Origin of the sequence: Desulforamulus ruminis DSM 2154 (assembly GCF_000215085.1) — a bacterium.
In the GTDB taxonomy this organism is placed as follows: Bacteria; Bacillota; Desulfotomaculia; order Desulfotomaculales; family Desulfotomaculaceae; genus Desulfotomaculum; species Desulfotomaculum ruminis.
Genome location: NC_015589.1, coordinates 1,210,651 through 1,224,079 on the forward strand (window position 1 = coordinate 1,210,651; position 13,429 = coordinate 1,224,079).

The 13,429-nt window shown below is 50.3% G+C and carries 14 protein-coding genes and 1 tRNA gene; 13 read left to right on the forward strand and 2 right to left on the reverse strand.

The annotated features are described in order from the left end of the window. Positions 1-6 precede the first annotated feature (6 nt). From cmr4 to DESRU_RS06045, 10 genes are all read left to right on the forward strand, one after another. The gene (gene cmr4 / locus DESRU_RS06000; RefSeq protein ID WP_013841221.1) at positions 7-1,041 is read left to right on the forward strand and encodes a type III-B CRISPR module RAMP protein Cmr4; all 1,035 of its coding nucleotides are present in this window, start codon (positions 7-9) and stop codon (positions 1,039-1,041) included. Next, complete coding sequence (locus DESRU_RS06005; RefSeq protein WP_238446373.1) at positions 986-1,417, forward strand: hypothetical protein; 432 nt, start codon at positions 986-988, stop codon at positions 1,415-1,417. Before cmr4 ends, DESRU_RS06005 begins: the two co-directional genes overlap by 56 nt. Beyond that, complete coding sequence (locus DESRU_RS06010; protein WP_207635961.1) at positions 1,417-2,292, forward strand: RAMP superfamily CRISPR-associated protein; 876 nt, start codon at positions 1,417-1,419, stop codon at positions 2,290-2,292. The genes DESRU_RS06005 and DESRU_RS06010 overlap by 1 nt, the downstream gene beginning before the upstream one ends. Positions 2,293-2,439: 147 nt before the next feature. Then, positions 2,440-2,715, forward strand: a complete 276-nt coding sequence (locus DESRU_RS06015; RefSeq protein ID WP_013841224.1) for an AbrB/MazE/SpoVT family DNA-binding domain-containing protein — start codon at positions 2,440-2,442, stop codon at positions 2,713-2,715. Further along, the gene (locus DESRU_RS06020) at positions 2,712-2,978 is read left to right on the forward strand and encodes a hypothetical protein (RefSeq protein ID WP_013841225.1); all 267 of its coding nucleotides are present in this window, start codon (positions 2,712-2,714) and stop codon (positions 2,976-2,978) included. The genes DESRU_RS06015 and DESRU_RS06020 overlap by 4 nt, the downstream gene beginning before the upstream one ends. 48 nt (positions 2,979-3,026) lie before the next feature. Then, positions 3,027-3,102: transfer RNA gene (locus DESRU_RS06025), tRNA-Val, on the forward strand. 222 nt (positions 3,103-3,324) lie between these two features. Then, complete coding sequence (locus tag DESRU_RS06030) at positions 3,325-5,214, forward strand: methyl-accepting chemotaxis protein (protein ID WP_013841226.1); 1,890 nt, start codon at positions 3,325-3,327, stop codon at positions 5,212-5,214. Between the two features lie 164 nt (positions 5,215-5,378). Further along, positions 5,379-6,071: a tRNA (adenine(22)-N(1))-methyltransferase gene (locus DESRU_RS06035; RefSeq protein WP_041275625.1), complete on the forward strand. Its 693-nt coding sequence runs from the start codon at positions 5,379-5,381 to the stop codon at positions 6,069-6,071. Next, positions 6,062-7,180 carry a Nif3-like dinuclear metal center hexameric protein gene (locus DESRU_RS06040; protein WP_013841228.1) on the forward strand — a complete coding sequence of 373 codons (1,119 nt, stop codon included), beginning with the start codon at positions 6,062-6,064 and terminating at the stop codon, positions 7,178-7,180. The genes DESRU_RS06035 and DESRU_RS06040 overlap by 10 nt, the downstream gene beginning before the upstream one ends. A gap of 58 nt (positions 7,181-7,238) precedes the next feature. After that, complete coding sequence (locus DESRU_RS06045) at positions 7,239-7,961, forward strand: zinc ribbon domain-containing protein (protein WP_013841229.1); 723 nt, start codon at positions 7,239-7,241, stop codon at positions 7,959-7,961. 40 nt (positions 7,962-8,001) lie between these two features. On the opposite strand, the gene pepF is transcribed toward DESRU_RS06045, so the two are convergent. Next, positions 8,002-9,792 (reverse strand): oligoendopeptidase F, encoded by a 1,791-nt coding sequence (gene pepF, locus DESRU_RS06050; RefSeq protein ID WP_013841230.1) that lies wholly within the window; start codon positions 9,790-9,792, stop codon positions 8,002-8,004. 137 nt (positions 9,793-9,929) lie between these two features. On the opposite strand from pepF, the gene DESRU_RS06055 reads away from it, so the two are divergent. Beyond that, positions 9,930-10,922: a 1-aminocyclopropane-1-carboxylate deaminase/D-cysteine desulfhydrase gene (locus DESRU_RS06055; RefSeq protein ID WP_013841231.1), complete on the forward strand. Its 993-nt coding sequence runs from the start codon at positions 9,930-9,932 to the stop codon at positions 10,920-10,922. Between the two features lie 9 nt (positions 10,923-10,931). Here the strand turns inward: DESRU_RS06055 and rnhA are convergent, their stop codons facing one another. Continuing rightward, on the reverse strand, positions 10,932-11,402 hold the full coding sequence (gene rnhA / locus DESRU_RS06060; RefSeq protein ID WP_013841232.1) for a ribonuclease HI: 471 nt from the start codon (positions 11,400-11,402) through the stop codon (positions 10,932-10,934). A gap of 102 nt (positions 11,403-11,504) precedes the next feature. On the opposite strand from rnhA, the gene DESRU_RS19800 reads away from it, so the two are divergent. After that, a complete protein-coding gene (locus DESRU_RS19800; RefSeq protein WP_013841233.1) occupies positions 11,505-12,068 on the forward strand; it encodes a hypothetical protein in 564 nt (187 codons plus the stop codon). 145 nt (positions 12,069-12,213) lie between these two features. Further along, on the forward strand, positions 12,214-13,404 hold the full coding sequence (locus tag DESRU_RS06080; RefSeq protein WP_013841234.1) for an FprA family A-type flavoprotein: 1,191 nt from the start codon (positions 12,214-12,216) through the stop codon (positions 13,402-13,404). The last annotated feature ends 25 nt before the right edge of the window (positions 13,405-13,429 follow it).

Here is a 13,429-nt window from a genome sequence, read left to right on the forward strand (position 1 = left end):
AAAACAATGGCTACTTATAGACGGCAGCGCTATCTTTTTATGTCCACCGATCCGGTGCATGTGGGCACGGGCGGGTACCGCCTGGGGAGGGTGGACAACAGCATTGTCCGGGAACCGGGCACACGGGTCCCCAAAATTCCCGGTACCAGCCTGCACGGCGCAGCCCGGTCCAATGCGGCCCGGCTTTACGAAAATCCGGCTGCCGCCGGAAGAGATCACGGTAAAGTGGACAAGCCGCAGGGGGATCCGATATGCTACACCTTCGGTTATATTCAACAGGCAGATGGTTCGAGGGAGGAGGTTCGCGCCTATTCCGGCGTGGTTAATATTTTTGACGCCTTGGTTCTTGCTTTTCCGGTATATTCCATGGCCGGCCCCGTTTGGATCAGCACCTACGAACGTCTAAAAGAAGCCGGATTTCGCATCAGTAATCCTGAACAGGGGAATAAACCGGAAGAATGGACTCCGCCTGAAAATTGGGAGGCCGGCAAGGTTTTCTTAACCTGGCAGCGCAGCGATATTCTCAACTTGGGATGGCTGATGATGGAAGTGGGCGGTGGGGTTTCGGTGCAAGCGCCATCAAATTGGAACAATGAAACACGATGGAAAGCCATTGCCGATCATTTGGTATTGGTAAAGGAATCGATTTTCAGCCAAATAGTCAACAGCAATCTGGAAGTACGTACCTCGGTAGCCATTGACCCTGAGCGGGGGGCAGCCGAGGAAGGGGCCTTATTTACCTATGAGGCTTTGCCCCGGGCCACCTTTCTTACCGCCGAAGTGGTGCTGGACGACGACCGTATGGATTGGCCGCTGAAAACAGAAGAACGTCAGCGGAAGACATTCAAAGACAAGGCTTTACCCGGAGGCTGCTGGAACGGACCGCTGGCGGTGGTACAGTCCGGTTTGCGTCTGATAGAGTGGCTGGGAGTAGGCGGCATGGGTACCCGTGGTTTTGGGCGCATGGCCATGATCGGTGATCCTGTTGAAGAAACTTACGGAGGGAGAGACGGCGATGCACAGCCCGGCGACAATTCTTAATTTGGATCGATTGGCGGCTAAGCACGGACAAGCCGTTATTGGACGGTTGGTTGACGAAAAAAAGATAAAAGCCGGCGATGTGGACAATAGCGTCACCAAGGCTTTGGGCGTATTACAGGAAAACGGCGTTTATGCCTGCTTTCTCTACCTTTTGGCTAAAGAAAAAAATAACGGCGGCATTGTGGTGCAGGAAATGCTTAATCTGCTGGAGAATCTGGGATATGGCTGGGGAAAACCGGTCGACCAAAAGCCGGATACGGTACTGGCCTACCTTACTGATAAAGTGACAAAGCAGCTGGAACCCTTGCTTCTGGCCAAAGAAACTCTGGAAAAAATGTTGATTTACGCCCGGTATGGGGCGAAAGCCAAGGAGTGATGGCAGTGGCCTGGCAGATGTATAAGGTAATATTGCGGTTGTGTTCTCCCCTGCATATCGGATGCGGTAAAATCGGAAACCTGCAGCGCACCTATCCTTATGTAACCGGTAGAGTCATGTGGGGTGCATTAACCATGCGCCTGACCCGGGATAAATGCAAAGGAAATGAGATTAATGATTCCAGCATCTATCAAGAGGTTGGTGAACAGGTTCATCGGGAACTGGCTTTTACCTATTTTTATCCGGTTCTTTCATCGGGAAATCACTATCAGATAGAATGGCCTTGGAAGGACCAAAGGGCATTCCGGTATCGCTTTCTGAGCAGCTATGCCGGAACGGCTCTGGACTATCCTCAGCAGTCCGCGGCCCGGGGCATGCTGCGGGAGACGGAATTTATTTCTCCTTATACCTTGGATGAGGGCAAGCGTGTGTTTTTACAGGGCTATATTTTTGAAAAGAAAGGGTGTACCCTTTCTTGGCAAGAGGCTGTAAAACGGCTGCAGTTTGGGGGTGAACGGAGCTATGGTTGGGGCAAGGTTAAACCTGTAGCGATCAATCCATGCAGGGAGGATGACAAGCTGTTTGATAAAGGAATAAAATTTCTAAAATCAGACGAAAGGCCAAGGGTGTGCCTGCCGGCCAAAGCGAGACTATTAGCCCATACGGTTGCTGCCGAAAATCCATTTGCCGACGGCCCAATCGAGCCTCTGGCGGGGCGTGAATGGCGTCCAAATCAAAAGGGCAATGCTTATGTGGGGCAGCATATTGCATTTAATGAGATTTGTTTTGCTCCCGGAAGTGTCCTAGTAAATAATGATAACCATTATGATTTTCGGATTGATCCTTTTGGCGTTTGGAGGTTAAGTGAAAAATAGATAAAACTGTCTTCTGCCTAAATTTAGTGAAATTGATACAGAAAGAGACCTCTTTTCGTCTTACCCCGCCTATCCCTTTAAAGTACTGGATATCCCGGACGGGTTGGAATATAATAAAATAAAAATTGTTATAAGGAAATGATGAACATGCTGGTGGAAATACAACAGAAATCTCAGGTGACGATTCCCAAGGAATTATTAAAAAAACTTAAACTGAAACCCGGCGATAAGCTGCAGGTGGAAGAGAAGGACGGCCGTCTGATTATTACTCCGGTTGCCATTATTCCCCGGGACCAGATGTGGTTTTATTCTAAAGAATGGCAGACGGAGGAAATGAAAGTCGAACAACAAGTACGGGAAGGCCGGGTAAAAACGGCTAAAAGCAAAGAGGAACTGCTAAAAGGGTTGGGGTTGAATGAATGATAAACCTGTACTATTCTGAGTTTTTTGCGGATAAGGTTAAGCGGCTTTCCTTAGAGGAAAGAAGAGTATTGAAGAAAAAACTTGAGTTTTTGATGGAGAACCCTCGCCATCCCTCACTTCGTACCAAGAAAATTCAGGGACAGGACCGCATATTCGAGGCAAGTATTACGATGGAAATTCGTATGACCTGGGAATATATGGAGGACGGCGGCATTCTATTGCGGAATATCGGAGAACATGATAAAACACTGAAGAGTCCGTAGAGTTTATTGTATAGGCATTTATTATATATAAAGGCGTTATTTGTACCGGGGCGATTAGCTCAGCTGGGAGAGCGCCTGCCTTACAAGCAGGATGTCGGCGGTTCGATCCCGTCATCGCCCACCAGACAAGCCTCACCAAATCAGGTGAGGCTTTTGCTTTGATTAAACAGGGACCTTTGGTCCCTGTTTTGCTGCTTTAAACTACCTAAATACAGATTGTCATCAAATAGACAAAATTGTTGTCGTTGCTGAGACATTGTGAAATATCCCTCTAATGGTAAATTTAATAATAGTCTGAATTATTACTAATTTATTATATTCTTACTATTAGAGGGGTGGTACGGAGGTGTTTCAAAGCATCCGAACAAAAATGCTGGTGCCGCTGGTCATTCTGGTGTGTGTATCCCTGGTGGCGCTGGTTCTTTCGGGGTACAGGCAAATGCGCACGGCCATATTGGAGCAGGAGCAGGTACAATACCGGAATATAGAGTCCCTAATCCGCAATGATCTGGAGGCGGTGTTTACTTCAACCCGAATGGGGCTGGCCAGTGTGACGGCCATGCCCGGTATCCAGGAGGCCTTTGCCAAAAGGGAACGGGAAAAGCTGCTGACCTTAACCTCCGGTGTGTTTGAACAAGCAAAAAAGGACGGTATTGAGCAGTTTCAGTTTCACCTGCCCCCGGCCGTTTCCTTCCTTCGTCTGCACCAGCAGGATAAATATGGTGACGATTTGTCTTCTTTCCGGAACACGGTGGTACAGTGCAATCAAAGCCAAAAGGTGGTGGCCGGATTGGAGGAAGGCCGGGGAGGCTACGGGTTCCGGGTGGTTGCCCCGGTTTTTTATCAGGGCCAGCATGTGGGCAGTGTGGAATACGGAATGGGTTTTAATGCGGAATTACTGGCCCGATGGAAGAAGCAGCTTGGGGGGGATTTTTTTATGTATCCCTATGCCAGCTCCGGTGTAGCCTGGGCCAAGGTAGATCAGAGCAAGCCCTTGGCGGGAACGGCAGCCCGGGACGGTCTTACTGTTTCTCCTCAAATCATTAAAGAAGCCATGGCCGGGAAAAATTACCATGCTGTGTACATGGCCGATGCCTCCGCGGTGGCGGTGATTATTCCGGTTTTTGATTACAGCGGAAAACCCATTAGTTATGTGAAAGCCAATCTGGACCGAACCCAGGTTTTGGGACAACTGCAAGGGGTCCTAAGGGACAGTCTGCTGCTGCTGATTTTATCCATTTTGGTCATGGCAGCGGTAATGTATTTTGTCACCGGGAAAGCGCTGAAGCCTCTGGTATGGATTTCCGAAGAAGTGTCTTTAATCGCCCGGGGAGATTTAACCCGAAACTTTAATTTCAAAGGGAAGGATGAAATTGCTGCCTTGGGGCAGGCGTTAAATACCATGCTGAGCAACTTCCGGCAGTTAATCGGAGAAACCCGCAGTGTTTCCGATCAGTTGGAAGAGTCCAGCAAATCCCTGACGCAGTCCTCTGAAGAAACCAGTTCTGCTGTTCAGGAGGTTACCACCCAGGTGACGCAACTGGCCGGATCTCTGGAGGAACTGGGAACCATTGCCCGGGACGCAGCCGGCTATTCCGGCCAGGCTTCTCAAGCGGCCCAGGAAGGGCAGCAGGCCGTAGGACAGACCACGGAGCAAATGAACCTTTTGCATACCATGATGGAGGGTCTGGCCCTGGAAACCGGTGGGCTGGGCCAAAGAATCGGGGATATTGAGAAGTTTGTGCAATTGATCGGAGAAATTGCCGAACAAACCAACCTCCTGGCTTTAAATGCCGCCATTGAGTCTGCCAGAGCCGGTGAACAAGGCCGCGGGTTTGCGGTGGTGGCCCAGGAGATTCGACAGTTGGCAGATCGCTCCAATCTGGCGGCCGAGGACGTAAAGGCTATTATCCTGGAGATCGGCAAACAGTCCGAGGGGGTTATCCGTAAAATGAATGAAGGTTTAAAAGAAGTGCGATCCGGGCACCGGCTTATTGACCAAACAGGAGAAAAATTTAGCCGTATCAAAGAAACCGTTGATCTGCTGGTGGAGCAATCCGCCGCGGTAGCCGAAGCCAGTGCGCAAGCCACAGCCAGTGGTTCTGAGATTGCCGCTGCCACTGAGCAGCAGTTGGCCTCTATCCAACAGGTGACCGTGGCCGCCGGATTGCTGGAACAACTGGCCTGTAATTTGCACCAACATATCGGTAAATTTAAAAATGATTCCTCCTGTTAATGGGATGAAAGCTTTAAAACCCCGGTTTATGGGATAACCGGGGTTTTAAACTGAGAGATACGAAATAATTTAAGGAAAAATGGCTATGCTTTTATAGGAAAAGATCTACTCCAAAAGGATTTTTTATGGGAACCGGCGAATTATGGGAATACGAGGTAGGTACCATGATAAAACTAAGTAACCGGTTGAAACTTCTGGCCAGTTATGTTCCACAGGAAAGTATTGTTGCGGATATCGGCACTGATCACGGGTATTTACCCGTTTATCTTGTGTTAAAGGGAATTTGCCCCCGGGCGGTGGCGGCGGATATTAACCAAGGGCCTCTGGAGGCAGCCCGGTCCAATATACTGGAGCATAAGGCTTCCGGTTTAATTGAACTTCGGCTGGGCAACGGCCTGGAGGTTTTACAGCCGGGGGAGGTTGAAACCATCATCATTGCCGGCATGGGCGGCGGCACCATCCGGGATATTTTAACCGCTTCCCCGGAAGTGGCCGGAACGGTGAAACGTTTGATTTTACAGCCCATGGCCGACGAAATGGAGCTCCGCCAGTATTTATTAAAAAGCGGCTGGACTCTGAGGGAGGAAGATTTACTGCTGGAAGACGGCAGACTGTATGTGGTGATGGTGGCCGAGAGAGGCCACGAACGGGTAGAGAATCCGGTATTGCTGGAACTGGGCCCCCGTTTGGTAGAGAAGAAACATCCCCTGCTGGGGCTGTTCATTGCTAAACGAAAAGAAAAATACCATAAAATATTAGCCGGGTTAGCCCAAAGCACACTGCCCGAAGCCAGGGAAAAAGCGGTGGGAATCCGGAAAAAGTTGCAGGAGATAGAGGGGGTTGAGGCATGTCTGTAACCGGTCAGGAAATCGTTAAAGTGGTGGAAGCGCTGGCCCCTAGATGGCTGGCGGAAGCTTGGGACAACAGCGGCTGGCAGGTCGGCGACCCCGGCGCCCGGGTAGACAAGGTGCTGCTGGCTCTGGATGTGGACCACACGGTGGCAAAGGAGGCCTTGGAAAAGAAGGCCCAATTGATTATTTGCCATCACCCCTTGCTGATGAAAGGAATAAAAAGCATTCGCCTGGATGATCCTCAGGGCGTCCTGCTGGCGGATTTAATTCAAAACAATATTGGTGTTTATGCCGTCCATACCAACCTGGACAGCGCTGCCGACGGTGTAAATGCTTTGCTGGCGGAACGGATGGGTTTAACGGACCTGGAGGTTTTGCAGCCTGCAGCGGGGGAAAGATACAATAAGCTGGTGGTCTTTGTTCCTGTAGAGCAGGTTGAAGCGGTTAGTGAAGCGATGGCGCGGGCCGGGGCCGGGCATATCGGCAATTACTGTCACTGTACCTTCCGGACCCAAGGCACCGGGACTTTTTACCCCTTGGCAGGAGCCCGGCCTTTTATCGGTCAGCCGGGTCAGTTGGCAAAGGTGGATGAAATCCGCCTGGAGACCATTGTACCGGTAAGCAAGGTTTCTGCAGTGCTGCAAGCCATGCTGTCGGCCCACCCCTATGAAGAAGTGGCTTATGACCTTTATCCTCTGGAAAACCGCAGCGGCTCCCTGGGACTTGGCCGGGTGGGTGTTCTGGAAGAAGCCTTAGGGTTTGCGGACCTGGTCATTAAGGTGAAAGAAGTGTTGGGGCTGACCACGGCCCGGGTTGGCGGCAGTATGTGGAAGGAAGTTCGCAGAATCGCTGTATGCGGCGGGTCCGGAGCGGAGCTATGGCCTGTTGCCGCCGCCAAAGGGGCGGAAGTGTTTATTACCGGGGATATCAAGTATCACACCGCCCAGGATATGCTGGCAGCGGGTCTGAATTTTATTGACGCAGGTCATTTTGCCACCGAGTATTTCATGATACCGGAGCTTCAGAATAAACTGGCGGAAACATGCCGCCAAAGAGGTTGGGCTGTAGATTTTTTGACCACCAAACGCCAATCCGATCCATTTACGTATCTATAGGGGAACAGGGACCAATGGTAGTCCCTGTCCCTTTTATTTTTATAGGAGTGTGATAAAAATGTCGGAGATGCAAAAGCTCTGGCGGCTGCAAATGCTGGAGGAAGAACAAAGGAAAGCCAATGTCAAGGGGGAAAAGGATCAGGGGCAAATCAAGCAGTTGAAAGCATTAAAGGGTGTCATTGAATCTTCTCAAAACCAATTGAGAGAATTAAAGGGGCAGCACGATGGACTGAAGGGGAGGGTGGGACAAATGGCCGGTCTGGCCCAGGAGACCCGGGGAAAGATCAAAGAGGTTACTGAAAAAATCTATGACGGGTCCCTGCAGATGAAGGAAATTGCCACTTACCAGCAAAGATTGGGCGCCCTGCAAAGTGAACTGAAACAGTTGGAAGACCGGGAGCTGGGTCACATGGAACAGCGGGAAGAAATCAAGCAGCAATGGCAGCAGATACAAAACCGACATAAACAGGATACGGATCAATACAAAGAACTTCACCGGCAGTATCTCCAGAACAAGGAAGAAGTAAAGGAGCAGGTGCAGGTTTTGGAAAAGCAGATCCGGGAAATTCTCAGTTCTCTGGATGGAGTGCTGTTGAAGGAATACCGGCGGATAAAGCAGCGGTACGAGAATCCGGTGGGCAGGGTGACCCGGGATGTTTGTTCGGGGTGTCATTTGGCCATTAACTTCGATAAGTTAAAACAGTTAAAGTATGGGCTTCCTCCGGTCTTTTGCAGCAATTGCGGCCGCATGCTTTTTTGGGACCCGGCGGAAGAAAAATAAAAAGGTGAGGATAACCCTCACCTAAGCATAGAGACGATGATCAATGGGGAACCTGTATAGCCATTTCAAGACGCTGACCAAAGGTACGCAGGCATTCCTCCACAGGCTGCGGAGTTTCCATATTGACTCCGGCTTTCTTGAGCAGTTCAAGGGGATAATCCTTGCCGCCGCTGGACAGGAACTCCAGGTAGCGGGCCCGCGCTTCCGGTTCGCCGCTTAAAATTTGGTTGGCCAGGGCCACCGCGGCACTGAAGCCGGTGGCATATTTATAAACATAAAAGGCGTTATAGAAATGGGGAATCCTGGCCCACTCCATGGCAATTTCATCATCCAGCACCACGCCCTGATAATAAAACTTATTCAAGTCGTAATACATTTCGCATAGACTGTCCGGAGTAAGACTGCCTCCCTGTTCAACCCGTTCATGAATCATTTTTTCAAACTCCGCAAACATGGTTTGCCGGTAGACGGTGGTTCGATATTGTTCCAGATTATAATTCAACAAAAATAATTTTTCTTTGGGTTGAGTGGTTTGGCCCAGCAGGTAATGAATTAATAGGTTTTCATTCAGGGTGGAAGCCACCTCGGCCAGAAAAATGGTATAGCTGGCATTGCGGTAGGGCTGGTTCCGGTGTGAATAGTAGGTGTGCATGGCGTGTCCTGCTTCATGGGCCAGGGTAAACACATCGTTCATGGTATGGTTGAAATTCAAAAGAATATAGGGATGGCTGCCGTAAGCGCCGGTGGAATAAGCGCCGGAGGTTTTGCCCTTGTTTTCAAAGACATCCACCCAGCCGTTTTCAAGGCCCTGCTTTAAATCCTGAAGATAGGTTTCACCCAGGTGGCTTAAGCCCTGATACATGGTTTCCACCGCTTCTTCATAGGAATATTCTTTATTTAATTCCGTAACCAGGGGTACATACAGGTCGTACATGTGCAGTTCCGGCAGTTTCATTACCTGCCTGCGGAAGTCAATGTACTTGTGCAGGTAGCCAATGTTGTTGTGGACCGCCTGGATCAACTGTTGATAGACGGAAACACTGACATTATCCGCAAAAAGGCTGGCTTCCAGAGCGCTGTTGTGTTTCCTCAGGCGGGCCCATAGGCAGTCCTTTTTAACGGAATTGCCAAGGGTTTGGGCAATGGTGTTTTTAAAGGAGGTATACACCCGGTATAATTCATTGTAAGCCGCTTGGCGAACCTTCCGGCTGCCGCTTTGCATGAAGAGCTGGTAGCGGCCGTGAGTTAGTTCCAGAGGTTCGTTTTTCTCATTAGTGACGGTGCCAAACTTGAGATCCGCATTGTTTAGGATTTGGAAGATGCTTTTGGGCGCGCCCGCCAGTTCGCCGAAGGAAGATAAAATTCTTTCTTCGCTTTCAGAGAGAATGTGTTCTTTGTTGCGGCCGATTTCTTTTATAAAGTGGCGGTAATCCTGAAATTTCTCCTCTTGGCCATAGCTCTGCAGATGAGCGTAATCCAGTTTCATCAACTCCGGGATAAAGAAGCTGAAGGTTTCGCTGTAGAATACATAAAGAGTCTTTACCTGATCGAACAGGGCCAGTGATTCGGTGTTGGTATTGTCCTGGTCCAACCGCATGTGGGCAAAGGTATAACATTTTTCCATCAATTGATCGCACTGATCCTGCAGCAGCAGTGCCTCCAGGATAGTTTCCCGGTTATCCAGGCGGCCGCCGTAGCTTTTAAATTGTTCCAGTAATTCCTGCACTTTGGCCATGTCCTGCTTTACTTCTTCAAGGCTCTTGTACATGGCTCCAAGGTTCCATTTATACCTGTCCTCAATCTCATCGCGGTTTTTAATGTTACTGTTCAAACTGATGCCTCCGATCTTTTTTCGAATAGGTTATGGTCCATTATATAATATGGCCCTATAAATATTCACCATGCCTGATCTGAAATTTTCTTTTTATCTTCTAAAATCAGTCAATTGAACCCTAAGGAGTGAAAAAAATGAATTTTAAAAAGGTTTCACTGGTTTCCATGGAGCGGACGCCGCTGCAGTTTTTGCCCAGGCTGAGCCGGCATCTGGGCGGTCCCCGGATTTATATCAAACGGGAGGATATGAACGGTTGCCTGGGGCTGGCCGGAAACAAAATCCGCAAGCTTGAATACCTGCTGGCAGAGGCTTTGGAGCAGGGATGCGATACGGTGATTACCACCGGGGGCTTACAGTCTAATCACGCCAGGGCCACCGTGGCAGCCTGCCGCAAACTGGACCTCAAACCGGTATTGGTTCTGGTGGGGAAAGCACCGGAGGGATTTCTTTCCGGCAACCTGCTGCTGGGTCATTTAATGGGTGCGGAAATGGTATTTACCGGAAGCGGCGATTTTAGCCTGCTAGAAGCGAAAGTGGCTGAGACAGCGGAAAAATTAGCAGCCCGGGGTCATCGACCCTATGTCATTCCCATGGGCGCTTCCAACCCGCTGGGCACCTTAGGCTTTGTGGCAGCCCAAAGGGAACTAGGGGAACAGTTAAGGGAAGAGGCCGTTGCACCCACCTGGCAGGTGGCAACGGCCGGCTCCGGCGGTACCTACGCCGGAATTCTGCTGGGAGCCCTGCTGGAGCAGCAGGCTAACCGGGTACTGGGATTTTCCGTATTGTTTCCGGTGGAGGAAATCAGCCATAAAATAAAAGAACTGGCCCTGGCAGCCAGTCATTTATTAAAAGGGAATATGGCCGAAGAAAAAATCCAAAAGGAAATTCGTATTGACAGCCACTATATCGGGGCCGGTTACGGCATTCCCACCGAAGAAGGCCTAAAGGCCATCAAGCTGTTGGCGGAACTGGAGGGGATTCTTTTGGATCCCACCTATACGGGAAAAGCCATGGCCGGGCTGCTGGATTATATTCAAAAAGGAATCATCGGCCCGAAAGACACCGTTGTTTTTTGGCATACCGGCGGGCAGGTAGGACTGTTCAACCGGCCTTTGTTTAAAATCTAGGGAAGAGGGTTAAACCCGGACACGAATATCCGGCGGCAGATCCGGTTGTTTAGAAGCCTCCACCGCCAACTGGTCGCAACGCTCGTTTTCCGGATTCCCCGAGTGTCCCCGAACCCAGAGGAATTTTACTTTATGGTATTGGCATAGGGTTAAAAGCCGCTCCCAGAGGTCCGGGTTGAGGGCCGGTTCCTTTTTGTTCCGCATCCAGCCGTTGGCCCGCCACTTTTTGGCCCAGCCTTTTTCCATGGCATTGACAAGATACTGGGAGTCGGTATAGAGGGTTACGCTGCATTTTTCCTTCAGGGCCTCCAGGCTGGCAATGGCTGCCATGATTTCCATGCGGTTGTTGGTGGTATCCCTGAAGCCGGCCGAAAGCTCCCGACGGTGCCCTTGATACAGCATAACCGCACCGTAACCCCCGGGTCCCGGATTGCCGGAACAGGCTCCGTCCGTATAAATAATGACTTCTTTATCGCTCACTTAAAAACCTCTTTCCAATCTTGATCTCGCTTTGCCTGCTTATTATACCATGTGGTTGGCAGGGCAGGAAACTCATGGTATGATGAACGGGAGGTGATTTGTTTGAAGAAGCTGATATCTTTGGTTTTAGTATTCTGTCTGGTTTTTCTGGTGGCATCCCCGGCCCTGGCTAAAAGATCCGGCGGCTTTGGCGGAGGCGGATTGGCTAAACCCAAAAGCCCTCCCAAGACAACCCAGAGCAGCCCGGATAAAACCGATGCCGCAACCGGTTCCGGCGAAAAAATTCCTTACACCAACCTGCCTGCCGGCAAAAAGACCGCTGCCGGTGGTACGGCGGCAGCCACAGGCCCCATGGCGGGACGATCCAATTTCAGCGGTTTTTCCATTTCTCCCTTCTCGGGGAACTTTTGGATGTGGATGTTTTTAATGAACAGCTTTGGCCACAGTCAACCGGCGGCGGCCCAAACGGCGGAAAGCGGGGAAAGCAGCGGGTCCCAGGCCAAGGACAGTGAAAATCAGGAGGTTCTATACACACCCGGCGTTGGCGAATACTGGGCGGCAGATCCCTTTACCAATACCGTGTCCACACTGTTATTGGTGGCTGTGGTGGCTGTGCCCGTCTGGTTTATATGGCGGTGGAGAAAAAGAATGGCAGCCTTAAGATAAGAGGGCAGAAGCTCCCCGGTTTCCGGGAAGCTTCTTGTATTTTTGGGAACAAGCGCAATCAATTTGTAATAAATTTTTATTCTTTGTTCTATAAACTTGTCTAATTATAAATGATATAGTAATACTAATTATAAAGGAGGGATTTATGTTGTCTGCCGTAGAAATTTTATCCAATATCTATTGGGTGGGGGCGGTTGACTGGAACATCCGCTATTTTCACGGACCGGCATTTTCCACCCACCAGGGCACAACCTATAATGCTTACCTCATTAAAGATGAGAAAACCGCTCTGGTGGATACGGTTTACCAACCCTTTACCCAGGATTTAATTAAAAACATTGAAGAAGTCAGCAGCCTGTCCAGCATTGACTACATTGTGGTCAACCATATTGAGTCGGACCATTCCGGCGCTTTTCCGGAAATTATGAGACTGGCCCCTCAGGCCCAGGTTTACTGTACCCAAAAGGCGGCCGAAGGGTTAAACAAGCTTTATGGCGGCAATTGGGAGTTTAACATCATTAAGACCGGGGATGAGATCTCTCTGGGAGGCAAAACCTTGAGATTTATTGAGGCCCCCATGCTGCACTGGCCCGACAGCATGTTTACCTACTGCCCGGAAGCCAGCCTGCTGCTGCCCAATGATGCCTTTGGCCAGCACATTGCCTCTTCTTCCCGGTTTGATGACGGCGTGGATCTGCCCCAGTTAATGGACGAGGCGGCCAAATATTACGCCAATATTTTATACCCTTTCAGTGCGCTGGTGGCCCGGAAGCTCAATGAACTTTCGGGGCTGGAGATTAAGATGATTGCACCCAGCCATGGGGTTATCTGGCGGTCCCATCCGGATAAAATTGTTGAGGCCTACAGCCGCTGGTCCGGCGGCAAGTCTAAACCCAAAGCGGTGGTGGTCTATGATACCATGTGGGGCAGCACCGAGAAAATGGCCTTGACTCTTCTGGATACCCTGATGGAGCAAGGGGTGGAGGCCAAATTGGTAAAGATGTCCATCAGCGACCGTAACGATGTAATTAAAGAAATTTTAGACGCTAAAGCCCTGCTGGTAGGCTCCCCCACCTTCAACCGAGATTTTCTGCCGTCCCTCTCGGCCTTTTTGGATGATGTTAAAGGCTTAAAACCAAAATCAAAAATCGGGGCGGCCTTTGGCTCCTTCGGTTGGGGCGGCGGCGCTCTGAAAGGCATTGAAGAGAAGCTGCAGGAGGCCGGCGTGGAACTGATACAGCCGGGAATCGGCGTTAAGTGGGCTCCCACCGAAGAGGAACTGACAAGCTGCCGGGAGCTGGCCATGAAGGTTGCCGAACGGCTGAACCGGGAGTAAAAGAAAGTTTTGGGGGAGAGAAGGA